This is a genomic window from Petrotoga sp. Shatin.DS.tank11.9.2.9.3 (assembly GCF_003665005.1).
Lineage (GTDB): Bacteria > Thermotogota > Thermotogae > Petrotogales > Petrotogaceae > Petrotoga > Petrotoga mobilis.
In genome coordinates, this window is the sequence record NZ_JGVT01000004.1 from 76,225 (window position 1) to 100,305 (window position 24,081).

A 24,081-nucleotide genomic window follows, 5' to 3' on the forward strand; every position below is an offset into this window, starting at 1 on the left:
AGTTGAGAGCATACGATATTATAAAAAATAAAAGAGATGCTAAAGAAAATACAAGAGAAGAAATAGAATTTATGATCAATGGCTATTTAGAAAACCGTATTCCAGACTATCAAGTTTCTTCCTGGTTAATGGCTATTTTCTTCAACCATTTAACAGAGGAAGAAAGTTATAATCTAACGGATGTAATGCTTAAAAGTGGAGATATTATAGACTTATCAAGGATCACAGGTAAAAAAATCGACAAACACTCTACTGGAGGCGTTGGTGACAAAACTACAATAGCCATAGCACCTATGGTTGCTTCATTAGGGGTTAAAATAGCCAAATTATCGGGCAGATCTTTAGGGCACACTGGAGGAACTATAGACAAGCTTGAATCTATTCCTGGTTTTAAAACCTCTCTAACCACTGAAGAATTCTTTGAAATAGCGAACAACGTAGGGATTGTTGTGGCTGGACAGACTGGAAATATTGCCCCAGCAGATAAAAAATTGTATTCCTTAAGGGATTCTACCGCAACTGTTGAGGAATTATCCTTAATAGCTTCAAGTATAATGAGTAAAAAACTCGCCATAAATAGTGACGGAATCCTTTTGGACATCAAAGTGGGTTCAGGGGCGTTCATGAAAAACATTGAAGATGCCAAAGAGTTAGGTAGAATCATGCTAAAAATCGCAAAAAGATACGATAAAAATACTGTTGCTTTAATTACCAATATGGATCAACCTTTGGGAGATAACGTTGGAAACGCTTTGGAGGTAATGGAAGCAATAGATACAGTCAAAGGAAAAGGCCCAAAAGATTTTTCTGAGTTATGTTTAGAAATCTCTTCTTATATGGCTTCCTTATCTGGTATAATAACCTATGAAGAAGCGAAGAAAAAATTAATAGAAAACATAGAACGCGGTATAGTAAAAGAAAAAATGAAAGAATGGATAAAAGCTCAGGGCGGAAAAGAAGAAGTAGTTGATGATCCCACTAAGTATCTTAATATATCCTCAAAAACTTTAGAATTCAAGGCAAAGGAACAAGGGTATATAACCTTTATTGATACCGAAAAAATAGGTTTAGCATCAATGGTATTAGGAGCCGGCAGACAAAAAAAAGAAGATATTATCGATAAAAGTGTTGGTTTAACAATTAACAAAAAACTTGGTGATAAAGTTGAAGAAGGGGAGACAATAGCTAAGTTGTTTGTCAGTGACAAGAGCGACGTTGATGCCTCTCTAAACCTTTTAAATGCTGCTTACAACATTAGTAAAGAAAAGCCTAAAAACATAAATAAAAATGTAATTCTTGATGTTTTATTTTCCAATGAGAAAAGTTGATTGGATGGAGGATCATTCATTGATGAAAAAGCTTATCTTTCTCTTCTTGCTAATAATTCTAGCAATAAATTTATTTTCTGAAGAAGCTATTTTTATATCTCAAAAAAATCCTCCTGTGAATATGGAAGCTATCAAAAATCAAGATTATTTTTATATTAATGTTGATTATCTTTCCAAATATGATAGCATGGTAATGAATCGCACTTCCAGAATAATGTATATAATATACAATAAAAATGTTTTAGAAATTAGTTTGAACGATTATTACTCTAAAATTAACTTTATAAACAAATACAATAATTCCGTACTTATTATCGATGAAAATGTATACATAAGGGAAGATGTCTTATCTACATTCTTACAATTGAATAATTTTAAAGATATTGACAATATTTTCTTCTACTCAGAAATTCCTAAAATAACTACCTGTAATGTTAGTACAAGTGAAATCAAAATTGAATTTAATTCATATCTCTCAGAAGATTCGATAACTTTGACTAGAATAACAAAAGATGGAGATTACTTATTAAGCATAAAACCTGTTGCACCTATGGAAAGTATTCCAAATAATCTCGACTATTCATACTCAAACAATACCGCTTACTTAAAGTTCAAAAGTGATTTCAACTATGAAGTTAATTTAAATGGGAAAAATTTATCTATTATCATCGATGAAAAAGTTATTTCAACCAGCACCGATACGGATAAAACCACATATGAAAACGAAGGTCTTCAATACATTGAAAAAACCGAAGAATTAAACGGACAAAGGTTAAAAATTTACCAATTAATCGTCGATCCAAAAATATATCAAATAAAAGTTGATTTGAATAATTTAGGAACACGCTCCGATGTATATTCTTTTTTAAAAGAGAAAAATCCGATCTTTTCTGTTAACGCTTCTTTTTTCGATCCTCAAACTTTGGAACCAGTGGGAAATATCATATCCGACGGCGCATTATTACATTTGAGCTCTTATTCTCGGCCTGCATTAATTATAGGAACAAATTTTCTAGACATCGACTATATTAAATTAGAATACCAATTAAATATTGATAATCTGCTTTTTTGGATAAAATCCATTAATTCTACCTGGAAAGGAGACGTTAAATTATATACTCATCATTATAAGGGAAACATAACGGAAACAGAAGAGAATTATGTTTTTTTCTTAATTGATGAAAATAACCGAATTATATCAAAAAATAAAACAACTCCTTCTGAAGGTGAAAAATTAATACTTGTAGATAAAAAATACGAAAAATATCTAGAAAATATATCTTTGGGAACAAAAGTCGATTTCACACTTAATAAAAGCGAAAATTTGACAAACGATCCTACTTTACTTTTAGAGGGTGGGCCCATATTGATACATTCCAAATATACGCAAGAACAACTAGATGCAGAAAAGAAAAGTTACTCCAATGGAATAATTTATGGTAAAGCCCCTAGAACTGTAGTAGCGATAGATAAAGAACAAAATATCAATTTAATGGTAATTGAAGGACTTGATAATCCGGAAACAGGTCTTACATACGACGAAACAAGAAACCTGCTATTTAAAATTGGTGAGTTTGAAGTTGCGATGATGCTAGATGGTGGTAGTTCTTCTATAGTTTATTACGAGGGTAAAATACAAAATTTCAAAAACGAAAAAACTCGTAATTATATTCCCGTGCTTCTAAGTGTTTATAAAAAAATCCCGTAGTTAAGAAATAGATTTAGAATGGAGGGGTAATAGTGAGTGAATATAACGCTGAAAAAAAGAGGATCATAGGATTCTTTGGACATCATGGATGTGGTAAAACTACCCTTATGGACGATGTCCTTGTAAATCTTGGATTAACTGATAGAATAGGTCAAAGACATTTAGACAAGGATCCTGTTGAAAAAGAAAAAGGAGCAACCTTTTCTAACCACATTTTCTCGTTCGATTTAGATGATTCAAGAATGTACTTTTTTGATACACCGGGATCTTTAGACTTTATAGGAGATATACAAATAGCTTTAAACGCTGTGGACAACGTAGTTATTGTAATAAACGCTTCTGCTGGTGTGGAAGTAACAACAGAAAGAATTTGGAATATGGCGAGAGAATTAAACAAGCCTATCGTATTTTATGTAAACCAAATGGATAAAGAAGAAGTTAACTTCGGAAACTTAATGCAAGAACTCAAAGAAAGTTTTGAGGACGAAATAAGAATAGTTCCTTTCCAGGTTCCCATAGGCGAAGGCTCAGATTTTAAAGGAGTTATAAATCTTTTATCAAATGACGTATTTATATATGAAGAAGGGACAGGCAAATCCTCCAAACAAAGTGAAATCCCTGATAATGCTAAAGATTATTTGGAAAGATTTCATTCTGAAATAATAGAAGATATTGTTGAAACCAACGAAGAACTAATGGAAAAATATTTTGAATCCGGCGAAGAAGGATTAAGTCAAGAAGAATTGATTTCCTCACTTCATAAAGCGTATGATGAAGATAAAATAATTCCTGTATTCATTGGATCTGCTTTAAAAAACATTGGTTTTGATCAATTAATAAAGGCTTTAATGAGTTTCGGAATGACCCCGCTTGAAAGAAAGTTTTACACTGAAGAAGGCAGTGAGATTTCTTCCCAAGAAGATGGTCAGTTTTTAGGTATCATCGTTAAAAATGAAGTAGACCCGTTCGTTGGAAAACTCACCTATCTAAGGGTTATTAGCGGTTCTTTAAAAGCCGGTTCTAGTATCTATATTGTTGAAGAATCCACAAGAGAAAAGATTTCCCATATCAACATACCTAGATTTGATAAGAACGAAGAAGTCGAAGTCGCTGGTGTTGGCGATATCTTAGTTATACCTAAGCTAAAATCGAGTAAAATAAATCAAACCGTATCCAGTGAAGAAACGTCAAATAGGCTGAAATTACCAGAATTTCCAGAACCGATGATATCTAAGTCTATAGCCCCTAATTCTAAAAATGAAATAGACAAAATTACTGAATCGTTGGCAAAAATTGCAGAGTCAGATCCAACATTTAAATGGGAATTCGATGCGGAAACTGGAGAAACGGTCATAAGTGGAATGGGAACCATTCACTTAGAAATAATGATAGAGAAATTGAAGAAGAATTTCGGCATTGATTTTGAGGTAGGAAAACCAAAAATTGCTTACAAAGAAACCATAAGAAATAAATCCCAGGCAGAATACAAACACAAAAAACAAACCGGAGGTCATGGTCAATACGGTCACGTTAAAATAGAAATTGAACCGCTGGAAAGAGGAAAAGGCTATGAATTTGTTGATAAAATCGTTGGAGGAGTCATCCCAAAAAATTTCATACCATCCGTAGACAAAGGTATCAGAGAAGCTATCAAAAAAGGTGTTTTGGCTGGTTTTCCTGTTGTTGATATTAGGGTCACTCTTTTTGATGGCTCTTACCATGAAGTTGACTCTTCAGATATTTCATTTCAAATAGCTGCAAGGCACGCATTTAAAATAGCTATGGAAAGCGACACACCGGTTATTTTAGAACCAATTATGCATGTTGAAATATTCTTACCCACTGAAAACACAGGAGATGTTATCGGTGAAGTTACAGCTAAAAGGGGAAGGCCTTTAGGAATGGAATCAGCCGGGAAAGGATACGATAAGATAGTGGCTGAAATTCCATTGGCTGAAATGTTGGATTTTTCACCTCGTCTCAGTTCTATCTCCTCAGGAAAGGGTTATTTTACCATGAAATTTTCCCATTATTCAGAAGTCAGCCCTGATATACAAAACAAAATAATAGAAGAAAGAAAAAGGGAAGAAGAATTACAAAAATAAAATGGGGCTATGCCCCATTTTTATATATCTTTTGCAGCTTTGTGCAAAATGGTTTTTTAAGTTTGCCGAATTGTGCAAACTGTGGCACTTCAAAACTAAGATTTTCATTTTAAAAGGGTCACAGGACAAATAAATAAAAAGGAGAGATGTATGGTGTCTATTACAACAAAAACAGGTGATAAGGGTGAAACTTCTCTTTGGAGTGGAGAAAGAGTATCAAAAGACGACCTAAGGGTTGAAGCCTACGGTACCGTAGATGAATTAAACTCATTCCTTTCCGAAGCAAGCCACTATTTAAAATCTCATGAAGTAAAAAAAATAATTAACGAAGTACAGAATAATTTATTTAAAGTAGCAGGAGAATTAGCTTCCAAAAGTCAAACATATAAATATCCCATTCAAGAAGAAGATGCCCTTAAAATTACGAATTATGTTTATGAATTTGAAAACAGGTTAGATTTAAAGGGATTTGTAATACCCGGAAGAACTTTGCAATCTGCAAAGTTAGATATTTGTAGAACTATAGCTCGAAGAGCAGAAAGACGAATTATCGCTTTAGACAAAAAAGAACCTGTATCAGAGCCATTAAAAAAATATGCAAATAGATTATCTGATCTGTTATTTGTATTAGCTCGTTTTGAAGAGTACATAGAAGATAAAATTGAATTCAAAAAATGGTGAGGGAATTAAAATGTTCTGCATCAAATTAGAATTGAAAATTAGGTTGTTTGGAATTGGTTCTTTGAAAGACAAAAGATCGGTAGTGAAAACACTTATAAACTCACTTAGAAAAAAGTACAATGTGTGTGCTCTAGAAGGGAATTATAACGACTCGAAAAATTACTTGGGAATATTCGTATCGTCGTTAAGTCAAAGCAGAGATTATTTACTAAACCTTATTGAACAGATTGAGGATGACATCGAACTTAATTATGGTTTAGAAGTTGAAAGGGAAGATTACACAATTTTTTAATTGTTATATGACCGCATAGTTAGGAGGTTATAATTTGGATTTAACCAGAATTATAGAAGAATTAAAAATGTATTTAAAAGCAACTATTAAATCTAAAAAAAGATTAGAACATATCTACAACGTTGTCAATTTCTCCATAAAATTAGCCCAAATCCACAAACTTCCAGAAAGAAAAGTGGAAGTCGCCTCGTTAGGACACGATTTGTTTCGAGATGTAGATCCAGGCAGGTTAATCAAATTGGCGGAGTTTTATAAAATTTCACTTGATAAATTCGATAAAAATCGCCCCATTCTCTTGCACGGAAAAGTAAGTGCGGAATTTTTGGCAAGGAAATTCCATATTGATGATGATATATACCAAGCGATATATTATCACACGAGCGGTTATGAAAAAATGGGAGATATAGGAAAAGCGCTTGTTATTTCCGATTCAGCAGGAGATGACAGGAATTTTGAAGGCGTTGAAGAACTAAGAAAGGTATCAATCATATCTTTGAATGAAGGGTACAAATTAGCGATTAAAAACAAAATAAGCTATGCATTAGCTAAAGAGAGATACATATTGGAAGATACATATAAGACATGGAACGCACTGTGTCAAATTTGATGGATTTGTATCAATTTCCACCTAAGCCATATTCGTTTTCTGTATTATTCAACACATAAATTCTATTACTGGAAGGCAAAAATACTAACGGGTCGTAATTTGTATCGGCCTTTTTAACTTCGAAGTGAAGGTGAGGACCTGTACTTAAACCTGTATTTCCCACTCTTGCTATCATTTCGCCTTTTTCGACATATTGACCCTCGTACACATTTATTTGAGAAAGATGACCGTAAACATAAGAACCATTGGAAGATTCTATTTCAACCATCAAACCATATCCTCCATTTTCGCCAACGAATTTTACTTTCCCAGCTTCGACACAAAAAACGGGTGTGCCGATGGGTGCCGCAAGGTCGATCCCTTTATGAAAAGAATATTCTTTAGTAATAGGGTGAATCCTATATCCATAAAGAGAAGAAATCGTACCATAAACAGGCCATATTATACTTCTTTCGTTATTAAAAGCTTTTCCTACAACACTTTTAGGGATAAAAAGTTTTTGATTAACAAAAATAGTTGTTGTAGCAAGATTGTTCGCTTTAACTATATCAGAAACGCTTGTGAAAAACAATTTAGCGATATAAGTTAGATTATCTCCCTTTTTGACTTCATAGATATACCCTTCCGGTTGAGGAATCGATATTACTTGCCCAATTTTTAAATTGTTTGGAGATAAATTAGGATTCCAATCTAAAATAGTTGAAATGGATACGTTGTATTCAATTGATATACTATACAATGTTTCATTACTTTTAATTTGATGTTCAACGATAGAATAAGACGAAAAGGCTACTACAGCCAAAATTGAGAAAGTAAAAAATACAGCCGCTCTTTTAAGACTGCCCAAAAGTTGTCTTCCCCCTTACTGATTCAACAGGTTAATAAAGAATACGAATTTATTATACCATATGATAATCTTTATCTAGTAAAAAAATAATTAACAATTCCTAAACTTACTTTCTCTTATTTTGATTTTTCTAATCATTGACATCTATTAAAATTGGTGTTAGAATAGAAAAATCTCTTCTGAGAAAAGCCTATGATTGCCACTATGGTAAAAATGGGCTTTAATTTTTTAAATATCTTCCTAAAATGGGGGAATATTTTTAATATGAATCTATTTTATTTAATCCCAGCTATATTGTTAGGATGGTCTTTAGGTTCCAACAATTCTTCCAATGTATTTGGACCAGCTGTGGCTTCTGGATTAGTTCCATACAAAAAAGCTATTATAGTATCTGCATTTTTTGTTTTTGTCGGCTCTGTAGTTGGGGGGAGAAATGGGTTAAACACCTTGGGGGCTTTGACTAATTTAAGCGTTGAGTTACTGTCATTAGCCTTATTTTGTGCTTTTTTAACGATGATTTTTATGAGTTTGATTGGGCTTCCTGCATCTGCTACCCAGGCTGTTGTAGGAGCTCTGATTGGTTTAAGTATTCTAAAAGGAACGTTCAATTCAGCCATTTTAACAAGAATTTTTATTTCGTGGATACTTACTCCTATTGGTGCCTTGGTTTTCGCTTTTATATTATATAGACTTTTAGCCCTAATATTTAGAAAATTTTTGGGGATCACAGCCCAAGATAGATTCTTAAAAGTACTAACATGGCTCGCTATTTGTTATAGTGCCTACTCATTAGGGGCTAACAACGTTGCAAACGTTACTGGAGTATTTGCAAACGTTCTATTTACCCCTTTTCTTTTACTCATTATAGGTGGTTCAGCAATAGCGGTTGGAATTTTATCTACAAACAAAAAGGTTTTATATACCGTAGGGAAAGGAATTGTTGAATTAGATCATTTTTCATCATCCATATCGATTTTGGGGGCAGGAGTTACCTTGTGGGTCTACTCTTTAATTGGTATCCCTGTCAGTGCCGCACAAGCTACAATAGGTGCCATTATAGGTGTTGGATTAGCAACAGGTACTAGAACTTTTGATACTAATACGATAATGAAAGTAATATTTGGTTGGATAGGAACACCTATGATTTCTGGACTTATTTCTCTTACAGTATTATTACTAATTCAATTATTATATTAAGAAGAGGGGAGTTACCAAGCTCCCCTCTATTTTTTTATTTTGAAAATTTTTTCTCCATAATGTATTGGTCTATTCCTTGAGCAGCTTTGTGTCCGTCTGCAACTCCGTGAATTACATCTGGACCATGTACTATATCTCCACCTGCAAACAGCCATGGTACACCTTCCACTTGACCGTACTCGTTTGTTTTTATCTTTCCTCTTTCTATCTTCATGCTCTTTTGGATCTCTTCCGGCAGATAGCTGTAATCTGGAGCCTGCCCAACAGTCATTACGACCATATCTGCATTTACCGTAATAGTGTTACTTTCATCGTATTTTGGATTGAATCTTCCGTCCTCGTCGAATACTTCCACACATTTCCTAAATAACACACCTTTCACTTCTCCATTTTCAACTATCACCTTCACGGGACCCCATCCTGGATGAAAAATTACCCCTTCTTCTCCGCCTTCAACAATCTCGTCTTCATCAGCAGGCATCTCATCAAAGTTTCTCTCTAAACTGAGGACATGTACTTCAGATTTATTATATTCCATGTTTTGGAGTCTGAGCATGGACCTTGCAACATCCATGGCAACATTTCCTCCCCCAATTACCACAAGGGATTTCGGTATATATGGTTTTGGACCTTCTCCTCTGACATAATTTTTCATTTCTTCTAAAATTGTCAAAGAATCAAAGACTTTTTCATGATCAGATCCTTCGATGGGAAGCTTTCTACCTTTGTTGAATCCAGTTGAAACAAATATTACATCGTTTTTTGCTTTTAATTCTTCTAATGTGATATCCTTACCAACTTTTGTATTTGTTACTATCTTTACTCCCAACGACTTTATGTAATTTACATCTTGCTCAAAAGCCGAGTCTGGAAGCCTATAAGCAGGACCTCCATAATTAAGAACACCACCCGGCCTGTTCTTTTCCTCATAAACAGTTATTTCATACCCCATTAAAGACAAGAAATAAGCTGCAGAAAGTCCGGCAGGTCCAGCTCCAACGATGGCAACCTTAGCGTTAGCCTTTTTTATAATCTCCTGATCTAAAATCTCTGGATATTTATCCTGTGGAACGTTATCCACGATATATCTTTTTAACCATCTTATCGCTATAGGTTCTCCTCTGTGACCTATGGTACAAGCTGTTTCACATCGATGAGTACAAATTCTACCGCATACTGCGGACAAAGGATTCGTTTTATAAAGATCTTTCAACCCGGTTTGAAGATCATCATCATATATATCTTTTATGTAATCTGCTATGTTCATGTGTGCTGGACATGTCTTTTCACAAATACTACACCCCACACATCTTGAAGCCTCTTTTACAGCTTGTTCTTTTGAAAATCCTTTAACCATCTCTATGAATGAGGTTTTTCTGATTTCCGGTGGATCAATTTCCATCTCTTCTCTTTCTAAGTCAAGTAGGTCTGAATCTTCATCTCTAACATAACCTAAAGGCTTTTTAATTCCATGGATCCCTTCGTCCGTGGGAATAAAAAAGAAGGTGTTTGGATCTTTAGATATATGTACATATTCTTTGGTCATCTGCAATGAGCCAGTGGTGCATATATCTACACATAAACCACAAAAGCTGCATCTTCCATAATCTATAGCAGGCCTTTGTGGTTTAGAACCTTCTACATCTGGGAGTTCTTCGAACTCTATCATTGTTATAGCATCTGTTGGACATATTTTTGAACAAGTACCGCAACCGATACATTTTTCCCAATCGTTTATATGAAAACCTCTATATCTATCCGAAGCCTCTCGAGGTGTCATTAAGATATCTTCCATTGGAACACTAACAGGCTTTTTAGTAAGGTATTTCCAGGCCCTGGCTGGTGCAAAAAAACTTTTTTCAGGTGTATTCATCATATTCACCTCTTCCTTTATTTTTTATCTATCTATTTCAGGAGGGCATACCCCCATTGTATCCATCCAAAGCGCTGCATCTTCTATCCTCGTACCGGGCAAATATTTTTCTACTCCCAATAAGCCTTGTGGATAGGATGCTCCTCTAACAGCTACTCTATAGGGTTTATCTTCTCCTTCTGAAACCATATAATATCCGTACTCTCCCCTTGCGCATTCGACATGTGTGTAAACTTGCCCCTTTGGAACACGCCATCGTAAGGCACTTCCGTTAGATATTTTGTTCCATACCTTCCCTTTTTGGGGCATTTTTTCAAGTACCTGCCTTATTATTTTTATACTCTGATAGGTTTCGAGGTATTTGAAATAAACCCTTGTATATCCGTCTGAGTAGTTTGCGGTTGGGACAGAGAATTCTACTTGGTCATACCTTGCGTATGGGTCTACTTTTCTAATATCGTATGCTTCTCCCACAGCTGATCTCATACCTATTCCAGTAACTCCCAACTCCCAAACAACCTCGGCAGGTAACAGCAACTTATCTTTGGTTCTTCTTTGAAAGAGGGAGTTCTTGAGAATCAAATCTTCGTATTCTGGAAGTCTATTTTCTAAGTAATCGAGAAAACTCTTTATCTTTTCAATAGTTTCCTCTCTCAAATCCTTTCTTACGCCACCTGGTACGATATACATATGGTAAACTCTTGCCCCTGTTATCTCTTCAAAGATATCCAATATAAGATCTCTATCTGCGAGTCCCCAATTGGGTCCAGTATAGAGTCCAACAGGTCCTCCTATTCCTCCAAGCGACATTAGATGGTTTGCGATTCTTGCTAGTTCTAAGATTATCATCCTTATCCAATGAGCTTTTTCAGGGACTTCAATTCCTGCTAACTCCTCTATCGCCATGGCGTAAACCATCTCATTAATATCAGGTTCTGGTACGCAAATCCTTGGTATGAGTGCAAGATTATTCATCCAAAGTCTTCTTTCCATAAGTTTTTCAAATCCTCTATGCAACATACCAGGCATAGGCCTTGCCCTGACGATGGTATCTCCATCAACATACATATGTACACTGAAATTTCCGTGCATTCCCGGATGATTTGGCCCCAAGTATAATTTAAGTTCTTTCATTTATTCCACCTTCTTTTATGACTTCTTTTACTGCGTTCTTGGAAAGTTCCACATCATACTTTCTATCAGGGAATTTACGCTTAGAATACTCTAACGGATCAAAATCTTTTCTCATAGGTGGTTTATCATCCCATAATTCTAAGAACAACGGTTTTTCAGAATCTGAATTACCTTCAAATTTTACTCCGAAGAACTCATGGATATCCCTTTCGTAGTATCTGGCTCCAGGGAAAATATCTATGATACTGATATATTCCGGATTTTTTCTATCTATCTTTGTTTTTACTAAAAAAGTAATTCCATTTGTCCAGTTGAACAAAACATAAGCTAGTTCAAATTTGTTTTCTTCAATCCAATCAATACAGGTTATCAAACTTAACTGTTTCCAACCTTTGTCCTTTAAATAAGTCAATATCATTGGTACATTATTTTGATCAACAACTAAACTTATTTCATTTTTCTTTGGCGTGGTGAAATCTTTTATATCGAAATTTTTCTCAAGAATGCTTATCATCTCTTTGGCATCATTCGTGGAATTCATCCTTTACATACACCTCCCCTAAAGAACGGATTTGATTATTTCGATACCAATCGTAATTCTCAACATATTTTTTCCATCCGTTGGCTTCGCCTTTTGTTATCATGTTTTCAAGCGTTTTGAAAGTATTCATTATAGCTTCAGGCCTTGGCATACATCCGGCAAGGTAGAGATCAACTGGAAGATAATAATCCAGCCTGTTGATCACCGCATAGGAATCATAGTAGATTCCCCCGTTTAAAGTACAAGACCCAAACCCTACAAGATATTTTGGAGTCATCATTTGTTCATAAGTGTATATAACTCTTCTTAAAGTTTTAACGCTTAAATAACCTGTTATCAGCAGAACATCTGCTTGACGAGGTGTTGCCATAGGTCCCATACCCAATCTTTCCATGTCGAATCTTGCTGTCATTGTTGGCGGAAGTTCTACCGCGCCACAACCTGTGCAATAATGAAGCATCCATAAAGATTTGCCTCTGAAGATATTTTTTATCTTTTCCCAAAAAGTTATGGTATCGTTTAAATCTTCTTCGAAGATATTCATCTGCTCTATTTTCTCTTCATTTGTCATACGTTCACCCCCAGTCCTGTAAAAATTACTATCGCAGCTTGAACAAGTGACAGTACTATTGGAACTCCATAGAAGAATGTTACAACATTCTCTATTCTAAAACGAGCCGAAACAGCGTATATCAGTGTGACTAAGGTATAAACAAAAAAGTACTTTATTAAGTATTCAATTAAATTTCCTCCTCCTAAAAACAGGTTCACGAACAAACCAACTTCAACTAAAGTTGCAAACTCGTGCTGCAACATCAACATACCGAAATGTTTTCCACCATACTCAACCATAGGTCCAGAGGCTATTTCTGCTGGTGCGATGGGCGTATCAAATGGTACCTTATTAAGCATACCGAGTAAAGATATAAAAGCTACTATGGCTCCTAAGGGCATAGTAAAAATATGCCATCCAAAAATCCCATTCATTTGTTGTACATGTGCCAATTCACTAAGTGAAGAAGTACCATAAACGTGTATCATACCGAATACAACTATCATAAATGGGACTTCATAAGCAACCATCTGAGTCAACGCCCTCATAATACCTATTCCTGCCCAGGCGTTTCCTGAACCAGAAGCACTCATAGCCATCCCAAGAGAACCTATTGCTAATAAATAGACAACTACAAAGAAATTATCAAGACCATTAAAAGCCACGATATTGCCAAAAGGTAAGAACATAAAAGTGGCTATCGTTCCTCCCAAAGCCATCATCACACCAAAATCATAAATAAAACCATGTGTTATAGATGATTTTGATAAAGCTTTAAAAATATCCATAAAAGTTTGATACCAGGGTGGTCCTACTCTTCTGTGAACTTTAGCGGTAACTTTTCTTTGAATACCATCAAGAGATACCTGCCATAAAAATCCCATGAAAACTATCATCAAGGCTATCAAATAACTCATATTTTATCACCCCAGAAAAAGGCTATTGTTATTATCACAGAAATCCAAAAGACACCTACAGAAGCGTTTGAAGAAAAGAACCAACTTCTGACAAGACGGCCAAATTCGTTTACTCTTAAAGCTATGGCATCATAAAATTTTTCCACTGATGGATGATTCTTATACAATCTTTCAAAAGGAGCGTAATAGTTTTTGGCATAATGATACGATTCAGGATCGTATATAAATTCGCCAGCAGTGTAAGTGTTCATTTGATCAACGGGCTGAGCCTTTTTATGTGTATAAAAAATCAATGCGGCTATAATGAAACCTATTACGAAGACGGCCGTAATCACTAAAGAATCCCACATGCCACTGAAGGAGTATATCTTAGAACCTTCTACACTGATTGGAACAAGATTCAGAGAAGCCTGAATCTTAGAAATAAATCCTAACATGTGAGAAGGAAACACGCCAAAATATATTGTAAGTAAAGACATCACAAGCATTGGAATCTGCATCATAAAGGGAACTTCTTTCACATCGTTGTGCTTAGGTGACAATTGACCTAAAAATACGGTAGCAAGAGGCCTAAATACGTACATGAAAGACCCTATGCTTCCAAAAAAGGTGGCAAAAGCTATAAACATAAGTCCTTTGCTCGCTAAACCTTGGAAGATCAACCACTTTGATGCGAATCCACTCGTGGGTGGTATCCCCGCAATGGAAATTATGGCAACTAAATAAGCGGCAAAGGTTACAGGCATTTTCTTTATCAACCCACCCAGTTCACTCATATTTGTTGTACCAGTCCTATAAGCAACCGCTCCAATAGTTAAAAACATAGCGGCTGATGCCATTGCGTGATTGAAAATATGCATCATTCCACCCGCGAATCCTACTTGATCTAAAAGCGAGATACCGATCAATATGTATCCACCATTTGCAACGGTGGAATAAGCTATCAATCTTTTAGCGTCTTCTTGTTTTATTGCCATAAGGGTTCCAACTATAATGCTTATTGCTCCTAAAACCATGATTATATAATTTTCATAAGGAACACCGATTATATGAATATGGGTAGAAAAGATCTGCGAAGTGGGTATAATTGCGCTAACCAACAACGCTATAAATGCCCCCATTTTAACTAATCCTCCCGAAAGAACTGGAGAAAAAGTGTGAGGAGCGTTCCCATGGGCAATGGGGAGCCACGTGTGAAATGGGAAAATTCCAAGTTTTGCTAGTCCTGCGATAATAATTACAAAATAAGCCATCACGGCTGTATTGGGACTGCTAATTAAATTCTGTGAGATACTTTCTATATCAAAAGTTTGATACAATGAGTATAAATACATCACAGCAAAAAACATTGAGAAAGAACCGATCGTACTGATTGCGTAATAAACCACAGAGGCTTTTCTTGATTTACCAAGGGGAATTATGAACAAGGAAGACCAAACTACCATCTCCCAAAATATGAATAACGTAAGAAAATCCTTGGCAAAGAAAACCCCCAACGTAGAAACTACAGAAAACACGTAGAGCATGTTGTATGAAGCAGGATTAACCATTTTTTCTATCCAATATGGATTAAAAAAAGACACAAGAAAATAAGTTAAAACCATTATTATGGAAAAGAACCAACCATAATTAGAACTCACCAATTGCAATGAAAATCCTCCAAAAGACCAAAGGTTAAATACTGTTCCAACATCGTTCATATATCCAAACAAAAAAACTAAAACAAACAATGTTGAAAAAATGGTAAAGTAGCTACCCAACTTTTTGTTTATCTTTGTTAAGAAAAAAGTCAAAATCGATAACAACAAACCTGTAATTAACAGAGAGTTTAACGCCATCTACATCACTCCCACTGACAAATAAGATAAGGATTCCTTCAAAGGTGCGGATACATTCTGTACAAAATCTCCGAGTAATTCTGGGTAGATTCCTCCAATAATGAATAAGAATCCAACAACTACCGCTACGACACTTATGACAAATAACTTGTTCATGGAAAATTTGGTGGTCAATTTTTCAGTTGCCTCCTCGTGTTCTTCACCTGGTACCCATAGTTTAACTAGCATCCTTATATAATAAACACCTTCCAACAAACTTCCCAACAATATTACTAATGGAATAATCCAGTTGGTATTGAAAGCAGTGTTTATAATATTGAATTTCGCATAAAAACCGAAGAACAAAGGAAGACCTATCAAAGACAAAGCAGAAACAGTAAATCCAAAACCTATTAGAGGATACTTTCTAAATATCCCCGCAGCCTGATCAATAGAATCACTTGAATTATTCTCATAAACGTTCGCGGCAGTAGAAAACATAACTATCTTAGCAAAAGCATTGTTTATAATTTGTAAAATTGCTGCGTACCCCCCACCTATTAAAAATAGTCCAGTGATCAATCCTGCCTGTCCAATACTTGAGAAAGTAAGTATCTCTCTCATATTCTTTGTGGCGGTCGCAGAAGCTTCGGCAAATATAAAGGTGATGAAAGTAATCGCGATAAAAATATTAAACAAAGGCCCACTAATGGTAATTAAATTGGAAAAGAACCTTCCAAATACCAAAAAAACTGTTGACGCATAAACAGCAGAAAATAATGGGGCAGTCAAGGTGTTCACATTAGAATAAATACCTCTAACCCAACTATTAAAAGGTATAAGTTTTGCCTCAACCGCTAAACCTGAAAAAATTAAAATGGAAACTATCAGTTGAATATTTGCTGAAAGTTCCGAAAAATGCATGGACAAATCAGACATGTTAAGACTTCCAACAACGGCGTATACAATAATTATTCCAAGTAAATACAAACTAGATCCCACGGAACCTAAAACCAAATAATTAAACGTATGATGGTACTTTCCATGTAACGTTGATATTATATAAGCTGAAATAGTGGCTATTTCAAAGAAAACGTAGAAGTTGAATAAATCATTAGTTAACACCATTCCATTTAGACCGGCTAAAGATATTAACAGAGGCAATGAATATTTTTCAATCTTCTTTATTCCAATCAGAGAGGAAACGAGAAACAAAACATTAATTAATACTATCCCGAATAAAGAATAATTATCCACCAACAAGTTAATACCAAATGGCGGTTGCCAGCCTCCAAGTTCGTAACTTCCTTTTTGTACAAAAAAAGCAAAGATGGTGTTTAAAATCAACCCAAAAAACAAAAGAGATTTTGAAAGGTTTTTAAACATTACCCCAACGAACGCTAGAAGTAGAGGGATAACTATTAAAAGTACTGGATTAATCATCTGAACCACCTCTAATTTCATCTATTTCGATAGAACCTTTTTCAAAGTATACCTTTCTAATAAAAGCCAAGCCTAAAGCGGTAGTCCCAAAACCGATAACAATGGCTGTTAATACCAACGCTTGAGGGAGTGGATCAACATAATTTGAAACAGATTCAGGAGTTATAATCGGTGCGTTACCACCTTTAATGTATCCAACAGATATAATGAAAAGATTCAAACCTAATTCTAAAAGGTTCAGTGAAATAAGCATCTTAATCAAATTTTTCGATGAGAGTAAGCCGTAGATTCCAACAAAAAACAGTGCTAAAAATAAATACTGAATCATTCTTCTCCCCCCCGTGTTAAAAAGTTGCCGATGATATTTGACAGTTCAGAACCAACTTTTAAACCTATCAAAACGTATAGTATAGGTGTCAATCCTGCGCTGAAAAGTTGACCAATCTCGCCCGAAGGCAAAAAATTGTATAAAAATGAATTAAAAGCAAAAAGTCCTATTAACCCTAAGACTATAACCAAAACTCCCGAGGTGCCTTCAAGTACATTGAAGGCTTTCATCTTCTCTTTAAATTTATCATCGCTTATGTACATCAATAAAACCGATGAGGCTATCATTGCACCACCCGGGAATCCTCCACCTGGGGTTAGATGACCGTGAACGAAGATATAAATCCCAACGATCAATATAATGCCTGTTATAATTCGAACACCAGCTTTGAGAATGAAATTTGGTTTTACTCGAAAGATAATCCTTTCTTTCCCTACATTTAAAAGCAAGGCTACCCCCATTGCCGAAATAAAAAGGACTGTTAATTCTCCTAAGGTATCAAATCCTCTGTAATTAACGACTACAGAAGTAACAATATTAGCCGATCCTGTTTCCGGATAAGGTCTGGTTTCATCGACGTTTTTCTCTATGTATCCTTGTGAAACGGTGTTATTTAAATCTCTCTCACCGTACTTTGGAAAGAAACTTTCCGAATCGTACAATAATGAAAAAATAAAAAAGGCAAGGGCAAGCGTCATTAAAGCTGAAATAAACTTCTTCATTATTTTTCACCACTCTTTTTCATAGTCATCAAAGTAAAAACGAAGAGCGAGGTCATCAAACCCGAACCTATAACAGCTTGAGTTATAGCAACATCCGGAGCTTTCATGATTATGAATTCCACAACTGAGAGCAAAGACGTTATAGATAAAAAAACGATGGAATTCAACAACTTTTTCGATTCAATTGCCATCAAAGCGAAGAGAATCATTGTAAAACCAATGATTACAGCTATTATTTCAATCATCTTGGCTCATCTCCTCTTTCTCATACAAACTTTTTAAATCATCTTTTTGCAATTTTGCTATTTTTGCACCATGTAAGTAGGAGGCGCGAGCTAAAACGGAACTTCCAACGGGATTGGTGATAGTCATAAAAACGACTAAGATTAGTGACTTCAAAAACCACGTTGGGTTTAAAAATCCAACTCCTAAAATTAAAGAAAACGCACCTAAAGTCGTGGCTTTCGTACCTGCCTGTATTCTATTGAAAACATCCGGCATTCTGAATATACCTAAACCTCCCAATAGATAGAAAATCCCTCCAATTATTATTAAAACGTCTCCGATCACCTTCATTTTTTCGCCTCCAAATATCTGGAAAGAACAACCGTTTCCAAAAAGGACAGAACTCCGTAAACTATTGCAATATCCAAATAAATTTCATTTTTAAAAATATGCGACAGCAAAACAATAATTCCTGTGATCATTACGTTCATAGTATCCAAAGAGACGATTCTATCTGTTACTTCAGGACCAATTATCATTCTCAAGATCGAAAAAAACACACCTATTCCAATGAGGCTAAATACGACAATCTCTATCATTTGTATATCCTCCCCAAAATTTTTTCGAAAGTCCCTGTAACATGCTTTTTGTAATCTTTTTCGTTTTCACCTTTTATATCTATCCAATGGATGTATAGGTTTTCATCATCAGCATCAATTGCTAGTGTCCCAGGGGTTAAAGTAACGGAATTGGCTAAAGTTAACTTACCAACATCTCCCTTCAAATCAATAGGAATTTTCACAAAACCTGGGTTTAAAGGTATTTTTGGTGTTAAAACCCTCCTTGCAACATCGATATTTGATAAAAACATTTTGTAGACGAAAACAGGTACGTATACAACCACAAACAAAGGTAGTTTGTAAACAATGGAAAGATCAAACTCATAATCCACAAGACCTGCAATGACTCCTGCTAAAACAATTGAAACTAAGAACCCTACGATCAATTCAGAAAGGTTAAAAGAAGTCAAAAACAGCCAAATTACTAGAAGAACAACAAAAGTTGAAACAAACTTCTTCACAACAATCCCTCCACTTTATATAGTTTGTGAAAAAAAACTCATACTTGACACAATATAAATAATATACCCATACATTATACCAGTAATTGGTATAATTTCAAAATCAAAAAACAACTTTCTAATCGTTTTTAATCGTCCTTAATTACCTCTAATTATTCCTAATCGCTAATTTTCTATAGTATTTATTTTTTATGGTATAATTGAATATGCAATTTTTCATATCTTTTTTAAGTGTTGATCACCTTCCAGGGGGTACCATTGAAAGGAGGAACAAGAAGTCAACTACCCCCATCTAAAGACGGAGGCTTGAAGCCTCGGAGTTGACCAGCCTAAGTCCGAAAACAGCCTCACGGCAAAGTTGGAAGACTACGTTATTCTGGTCATGACACCTTGGAATGCTGGAGCCAGTTCCATGCCCTGTCGTTCAACACTAAACAGGTATACGGGGTTGAAACCAGTGTGTTGAACGTAAAAAGCCAGAATAACATTGGCGAGGCTCACTTTAACCTGAAAGGGAGAGGAAGGTAACTTCCATGGAAAAGAGATCTGTACAACGAGTTTTTGTGCTTGATAAAAACAAACAACCGCTTATGCCATGTCATTCTGCTAGGGCAAGAGAGTTATTGAAAAAAGGAAAAGCAGCAGTATTTCGATACCATCCATTCACGATTATTCTGAAAGAACGTGAAGGTGGCGACACGCAACCTATACAGGTTAAGATCGATCCTGGAAGTAAAACTACAGGAGTTGCTTTAGTAGCAGATTTTAAACGTGGTAAGAAAATTATTTGGGCATCTGTGATTTATCACAGAGGACATATAATTAAAAAGGATTTAGATGTTCGTAGAGCTGTAAGACGTTTTCGTAGAAACAGAAAGACAAGATACAGAAAACCACGATTTTTGAATAGGAAGAGAAAGGAAGGTTGGTTGCCACCTAGTCTCATAAGTCGTGCAGAAAACATTCTTACATGGGTTAAACGTATTCGACGTTTTTCTCCAGTTACGAGTATTTCAATGGAGTTAGTCCGTTTTGATACTCAAAAACTACAAAATCCAGAGATTAAGGGGGTAGAGTATCAAAGAGGAACATTGTATGGATATGAAGTAAAAGAGTATCTACTTGAGAAATGGGGTAGAAAATGTGCATATTGCGGTAACGAGAATGTGCCGTTAGAAATAGAACATATCGTACCCAAATCTAAAGGAGGTTCAAACAGAGTATCAAATCTTACATTAGCTTGTCATGAATGCAATCAGAAGAAAAATAATCAATCTATCGATGAGTTCCTAGCTAACAATCCTAAAAAATTGAACCAAATAAAGGCAAGAGCAAAGGGGCCCCTCAAAGATGTAGCAGCAGTTAATATTACACGTTGGTATTTGTTTAACCAACTAAAGAAAGAAAAATTACCTATCGAAGTTGGAACTGGTGGACAGACAAAATACAACCGTGAGACACAAGGGTATCCAAAGGAACATTGGATAGATGCAACTTGTGTTGGAGAAAGCGGTTATAACGTTCAACTCGAACCAGATATGCAAGTCTTAGAAATTACAGCAAACGGTCATGGAATGCGTAGAATGTGTTTTGTAGATAAGTATGGGTTTCCAAAGAGTTATCGCCCAAAAGAACGAACATATATGGGATACAAAACAGGCGACATAGTCTTAGCAAACGTACCAAAAGGGAAAAATAAAGGTATCCATATTGGACGAATTGCAATACGACATAGACCAAGCTTTTTATTAAATGGTGTTGGTGATGTACATCCAAAATATCTTACATTACTACAAAAGAATGACGGTTATGGATATCAAATGTCTTAAAAGGAGGAGAGATTCTGTATTCCTCTCACCATTAAAATGGTGAGTCCCCTGCAGATTTTTTTCATGGAGAGAAGGATTTTGGGTAAGACGCAAGAAGAACTCTCTATCATAGGTTTGGATTTGGAAAAGCTGCTGGTAAGCGAATATAATTATGAAATTAAAAGGTTTTTAGAAAAGTTTATTCTAGGTGGTGTAAATTTCTTTGAAATTTCGCCTACATTGGAACCTAAAGACGAAGCGACTATTTTTCCAATAAATTTGCATAGGGATAAACTTTTTATTGCGGGTAAGTCTTTCTCCAAAAGCAGTGGTGAGATACAACTGGACATAAAAGAACTCTTAGCCAAATTCAATCTTCAATATCTAGACTTGATCCAAATTGTTGCAAATACCCAAGAGGATATTCATAGAATTCTAGGTCCTGAAGGCGCGTTAGAGGGATTCTTTGCCGCTAAAAATTTGGGCTTAGTAAAGTACATAGGTTTTTCAACAAACAAAGAAAGCATAGCTTTACAACTTTTAGAAAGTTATGATTTTGATTCGATTACCTTTCCCATAGATTGGATGAATTGGTACACTGGTTATGGAAGAAAAGTAATTTCTAAAGCCAAGGAAAAAGGAACTGGCGTAATAAGTAAACAAAATCTTATAAAAAAGATAACGAAGATAAATGCAGAAAAAGGGATATCGGACCTTCTTTATATTCCTTCTGAAAGTTATGAAGAAGTGAAGACAACGATAAGATTTTCTCTTACTAAGCCAATAACCTCTATATTATGCTCTAGCCACATAAACCTTTTAGAATGGTTAATAAAAGCAGCAGACGAATTCACACCACTTGATATTCAAGAAGAAGAAAATTTGCGAAAAAGTTGTGAAGATCTAGGAAAAGTTTTTAACCCTAAAAACATTTGAGGAGAAATTTTATGTATGTATCAGTAATAGGAGGAATAAATACAGATTTCAAAGGATCTTCTTACGAAAAATTATCTCTCAAGACTTCAAACCCTGGACGTATCTTTTATTCTTCAGGGGGTGTAGCTCGGAATGTTGCCCACAATTTATGCAAATTAGAAGTCCCTGTTAATTTATTTGGAGCAGTTGGGAACGATGTATTTGGTGAAATAATTTTAGCCGAATTAAATAATCTAAAGATAAATACTAATTTTATCAAGATTTGTGATAACCGTCGTACGGGTGTTTACCTGGCTATTTTAGACGAAAAAAAAGATATGTTTGTCTCTATATCAGACATGGATATTATTAATGAGATAAATATAAATTATATAAAAAAACACAAAGATACGTTACTCCAATCAAAAATTGTCTTTCTTGAAGCAAATTTAGAACCTCAGACGATAGAATATATACTTAAAATCCTTGAAAACACGAATGTTTACACAGTTTTTAACGCCGTATCAAATCTAAAAGTAAAAAAATTAAAAAATATAACTGGAAAAATAGATTATCTGACCCTAAACTTCTCAGAATTGAAATCCTTAAGAGAACAAGAAAACTTGAATTTTTTTGATTATAAAAGTATACAAAAGACTTTTTCAGAAAAATTCCCCAATATTTTTAATTTAATTGTAACAAACGGGGAAGAGGGGGTTCTCCTTTTAAACAATCGCATTAAAAAAGCAGATTTCTTTTCTGTAGATGAAGTCGAAGACTCCGAAATAGTCGATTCCAATGGTGCCGGAGATGCTTTCACCGCTGGATTTATCTACGGCATTTACAAAGATGCTGATATAGAAAAAAGCATTGAATACGGAATAAAAGCCTCTCAAATTACCCTAAAAAGTCCAAAAACAGTGGCAGATGAGTTATCTTCTAAAATTTTTGATTAATTAAAAGGGCTGCCGGGCAAAGTGGCGCTATAGAAAGTTTGTAAAACAATAAAAATACAGCTTTTGGAGGAAAACTAATATGAATACAACCCTATATTTAGAAATAAAAGAAGAAGTGTACCAAGCTTTGAAAGAAAATAGACCTATCGTTGCCTTGGAATCAACTATAATTTCTCATGGAATGCCTTATCCACAAAATGTAGAAGTGGCAAAAAATGTAGAAGAAACAATAAGAGAAAGGGGAGCAGTTCCAGCAACTATCGCAATAATAGATGGCAAAATGAAAGTAGGATTATCAAAAGAAGAATTAGAATTCATGGCCACCTCCAAAAACATATTGAAAGCAAGCAGGATGGATCTCCCCGTTATCCTTGCAAAAGGTTTTAACGCCGCTACCACGGTTGCAGCAACTATGATTATAGCTGAACTTGCTGGAATAAAGGTCTTCGTAACGGGAGGAATAGGAGGTGTACATAGAAACGCTCAAGAAACTTTTGATATCTCCGCAGACCTGCAAGAGCTTGCGAAAACCAACGTGGCGGTGATATCTGCTGGACCTAAAGCTATATTAGATCTTCAATTAACCAAAGAATATTTGGAAACTTTCGGTGTCCCAGTGATTGGCTATCAAACAGACGAACTTCCATGCTTTTTTTCGAGGGAAAGTGGGATAAATGTACCTTATAGAGTTGAAACTCCTAAAGAAATCGCATCAATAATGAAGACAAAGTGGGACTTGGGCCTACAAGGGGGCATTTTTATTGCAAATCCTATTCCTAAAGAGTATTCACTGGATTTTGAGGAAATAGATAAAACAATAGAAAACGCAATAGAAGAGGCTAAAAGGCGAAAAATAAAAGGTAAGGAATTAACCCCCTTTCTACTTTCAAAAATAAACGAATTAACAAAAGGGGAAAGTTTAAAAGCAAATATTGAATTAGTCTACAACAATGCCCAACTTGGTACAGAAATAGCAAAAGAGTTTAACATCCTATCTTAGGGG

25 protein-coding genes are annotated in these 24,081 nt (G+C 35.1%); 11 read left to right on the top strand and 14 right to left on the bottom strand.

The window, feature by feature from the left end; translation table 11 throughout:
* Positions 1–2: 2 nt before the first annotated feature.
* From BZ25_RS04460 to yqeK, 6 genes are all read left to right on the top strand, one after another.
* Positions 3–1,328, top strand: a complete 1,326-nt coding sequence (locus tag BZ25_RS04460; protein ID WP_121514934.1) for a thymidine phosphorylase — start codon at positions 3–5, stop codon at positions 1,326–1,328.
* Positions 1,329–1,350: 22 nt separating this feature from the next.
* Positions 1,351–3,036, top strand: a complete 1,686-nt coding sequence (locus tag BZ25_RS04465) for a phosphodiester glycosidase family protein (protein WP_158585708.1) — start codon at positions 1,351–1,353, stop codon at positions 3,034–3,036.
* Positions 3,037–3,068: 32 nt separating this feature from the next.
* On the top strand, positions 3,069–5,141 hold the full coding sequence (gene fusA, locus BZ25_RS04470) for an elongation factor G (RefSeq protein WP_121514936.1): 2,073 nt from the start codon (positions 3,069–3,071) through the stop codon (positions 5,139–5,141).
* 153 nt (positions 5,142–5,294) lie between these two features.
* The gene (locus tag BZ25_RS04475) at positions 5,295–5,822 is read left to right on the top strand and encodes a cob(I)yrinic acid a,c-diamide adenosyltransferase (protein ID WP_041534059.1); all 528 of its coding nucleotides are present in this window, start codon (positions 5,295–5,297) and stop codon (positions 5,820–5,822) included.
* A 10-nt stretch (positions 5,823–5,832) separates the two neighbouring features.
* The gene (locus tag BZ25_RS04480) at positions 5,833–6,114 is read left to right on the top strand and encodes a DUF503 domain-containing protein (RefSeq protein ID WP_012208707.1); all 282 of its coding nucleotides are present in this window, start codon (positions 5,833–5,835) and stop codon (positions 6,112–6,114) included.
* A 34-nt stretch (positions 6,115–6,148) separates the two neighbouring features.
* Positions 6,149–6,721 carry a bis(5'-nucleosyl)-tetraphosphatase (symmetrical) YqeK gene (gene yqeK, locus BZ25_RS04485; protein ID WP_121514937.1) on the top strand — a complete coding sequence of 191 codons (573 nt, stop codon included), beginning with the start codon at positions 6,149–6,151 and terminating at the stop codon, positions 6,719–6,721.
* Positions 6,722–6,731: 10 nt separating this feature from the next.
* On the opposite strand, the gene BZ25_RS04490 is transcribed toward yqeK, so the two are convergent.
* Complete coding sequence (locus tag BZ25_RS04490; protein WP_121514938.1) at positions 6,732–7,568, bottom strand: M23 family metallopeptidase; 837 nt, start codon at positions 7,566–7,568, stop codon at positions 6,732–6,734.
* Between the two features lie 264 nt (positions 7,569–7,832).
* Between BZ25_RS04490 and BZ25_RS04495 the strand changes: the two genes are divergently transcribed.
* Complete coding sequence (locus tag BZ25_RS04495) at positions 7,833–8,765, top strand: inorganic phosphate transporter (protein WP_121514939.1); 933 nt, start codon at positions 7,833–7,835, stop codon at positions 8,763–8,765.
* A gap of 34 nt (positions 8,766–8,799) precedes the next feature.
* On the opposite strand, the gene BZ25_RS04500 is transcribed toward BZ25_RS04495, so the two are convergent.
* Genes BZ25_RS04500 through BZ25_RS04560 form a run of 13 tightly spaced genes read right to left on the bottom strand, consistent with a single transcriptional unit; the run spans position 8,800 to position 19,399 of the window.
* Positions 8,800–10,638, bottom strand: a complete 1,839-nt coding sequence (locus BZ25_RS04500; RefSeq protein WP_121514940.1) for an FAD-dependent oxidoreductase — start codon at positions 10,636–10,638, stop codon at positions 8,800–8,802.
* Between the two features lie 24 nt (positions 10,639–10,662).
* The gene (locus BZ25_RS04505) at positions 10,663–11,772 is read right to left on the bottom strand and encodes an NADH-quinone oxidoreductase subunit D (protein ID WP_121514941.1); all 1,110 of its coding nucleotides are present in this window, start codon (positions 11,770–11,772) and stop codon (positions 10,663–10,665) included.
* Positions 11,759–12,313: an NADH-quinone oxidoreductase subunit C gene (locus BZ25_RS04510; RefSeq protein ID WP_103064906.1), complete on the bottom strand. Its 555-nt coding sequence runs from the start codon at positions 12,311–12,313 to the stop codon at positions 11,759–11,761. The genes BZ25_RS04505 and BZ25_RS04510 overlap by 14 nt, the downstream gene beginning before the upstream one ends.
* Positions 12,297–12,857 carry an NADH-quinone oxidoreductase subunit B family protein gene (locus BZ25_RS04515; protein ID WP_103064976.1) on the bottom strand — a complete coding sequence of 187 codons (561 nt, stop codon included), beginning with the start codon at positions 12,855–12,857 and terminating at the stop codon, positions 12,297–12,299. Before BZ25_RS04515 ends, BZ25_RS04510 begins: the two co-directional genes overlap by 17 nt.
* A 23-nt stretch (positions 12,858–12,880) precedes the next feature.
* Positions 12,881–13,783 (bottom strand): respiratory chain complex I subunit 1 family protein, encoded by a 903-nt coding sequence (locus BZ25_RS04520; RefSeq protein WP_103064907.1) that lies wholly within the window; start codon positions 13,781–13,783, stop codon positions 12,881–12,883.
* Complete coding sequence (locus tag BZ25_RS04525; protein WP_121514942.1) at positions 13,780–15,621, bottom strand: proton-conducting transporter membrane subunit; 1,842 nt, start codon at positions 15,619–15,621, stop codon at positions 13,780–13,782. Before BZ25_RS04525 ends, BZ25_RS04520 begins: the two co-directional genes overlap by 4 nt.
* Positions 15,622–17,043 carry a complex I subunit 5 family protein gene (locus BZ25_RS04530; RefSeq protein WP_121514943.1) on the bottom strand — a complete coding sequence of 474 codons (1,422 nt, stop codon included), beginning with the start codon at positions 17,041–17,043 and terminating at the stop codon, positions 15,622–15,624. It lies immediately after the preceding gene.
* On the bottom strand, positions 17,036–17,371 hold the full coding sequence (locus BZ25_RS04535; RefSeq protein WP_012208718.1) for a sodium:proton antiporter: 336 nt from the start codon (positions 17,369–17,371) through the stop codon (positions 17,036–17,038). The genes BZ25_RS04530 and BZ25_RS04535 overlap by 8 nt, the downstream gene beginning before the upstream one ends.
* Positions 17,368–18,093, bottom strand: a complete 726-nt coding sequence (locus BZ25_RS04540; protein WP_012208719.1) for a Na(+)/H(+) antiporter subunit B — start codon at positions 18,091–18,093, stop codon at positions 17,368–17,370. Before BZ25_RS04540 ends, BZ25_RS04535 begins: the two co-directional genes overlap by 4 nt.
* Positions 18,093–18,338: a hydrogenase subunit MbhD domain-containing protein gene (locus tag BZ25_RS04545; RefSeq protein WP_012208720.1), complete on the bottom strand. Its 246-nt coding sequence runs from the start codon at positions 18,336–18,338 to the stop codon at positions 18,093–18,095. The genes BZ25_RS04540 and BZ25_RS04545 overlap by 1 nt, the downstream gene beginning before the upstream one ends.
* On the bottom strand, positions 18,331–18,669 hold the full coding sequence (mnhG, locus tag BZ25_RS04550) for a monovalent cation/H(+) antiporter subunit G (RefSeq protein WP_012208721.1): 339 nt from the start codon (positions 18,667–18,669) through the stop codon (positions 18,331–18,333). The genes BZ25_RS04545 and mnhG overlap by 8 nt, the downstream gene beginning before the upstream one ends.
* The gene (locus BZ25_RS04555; RefSeq protein WP_041534061.1) at positions 18,666–18,917 is read right to left on the bottom strand and encodes a monovalent cation/H+ antiporter complex subunit F; all 252 of its coding nucleotides are present in this window, start codon (positions 18,915–18,917) and stop codon (positions 18,666–18,668) included. The genes mnhG and BZ25_RS04555 overlap by 4 nt, the downstream gene beginning before the upstream one ends.
* Entirely contained in the window at positions 18,914–19,399 is a 486-nt protein-coding gene (locus BZ25_RS04560) for a Na+/H+ antiporter subunit E (protein ID WP_012208723.1), read from the bottom strand. The genes BZ25_RS04555 and BZ25_RS04560 overlap by 4 nt, the downstream gene beginning before the upstream one ends.
* 533 nt (positions 19,400–19,932) lie before the next feature.
* Here BZ25_RS04560 and iscB point away from each other — a divergent pair.
* From iscB to BZ25_RS04580, 4 genes are all read left to right on the top strand, one after another.
* On the top strand, positions 19,933–21,228 hold the full coding sequence (gene iscB / locus BZ25_RS04565; RefSeq protein WP_121567447.1) for an RNA-guided endonuclease IscB: 1,296 nt from the start codon (positions 19,933–19,935) through the stop codon (positions 21,226–21,228).
* 78 nt (positions 21,229–21,306) lie between these two features.
* The gene (locus tag BZ25_RS04570; RefSeq protein WP_147429937.1) at positions 21,307–22,143 is read left to right on the top strand and encodes a hypothetical protein; all 837 of its coding nucleotides are present in this window, start codon (positions 21,307–21,309) and stop codon (positions 22,141–22,143) included.
* Positions 22,144–22,154: 11 nt separating this feature from the next.
* Positions 22,155–23,078, top strand: coding sequence for a carbohydrate kinase family protein (locus BZ25_RS04575; RefSeq protein WP_121514948.1), 924 nt, complete (start codon positions 22,155–22,157; stop codon positions 23,076–23,078).
* A 79-nt stretch (positions 23,079–23,157) separates the two neighbouring features.
* Entirely contained in the window at positions 23,158–24,078 is a 921-nt protein-coding gene (locus tag BZ25_RS04580; RefSeq protein ID WP_121514949.1) for a pseudouridine-5'-phosphate glycosidase, read from the top strand.
* The last annotated feature ends 3 nt before the right edge of the window (positions 24,079–24,081 follow it).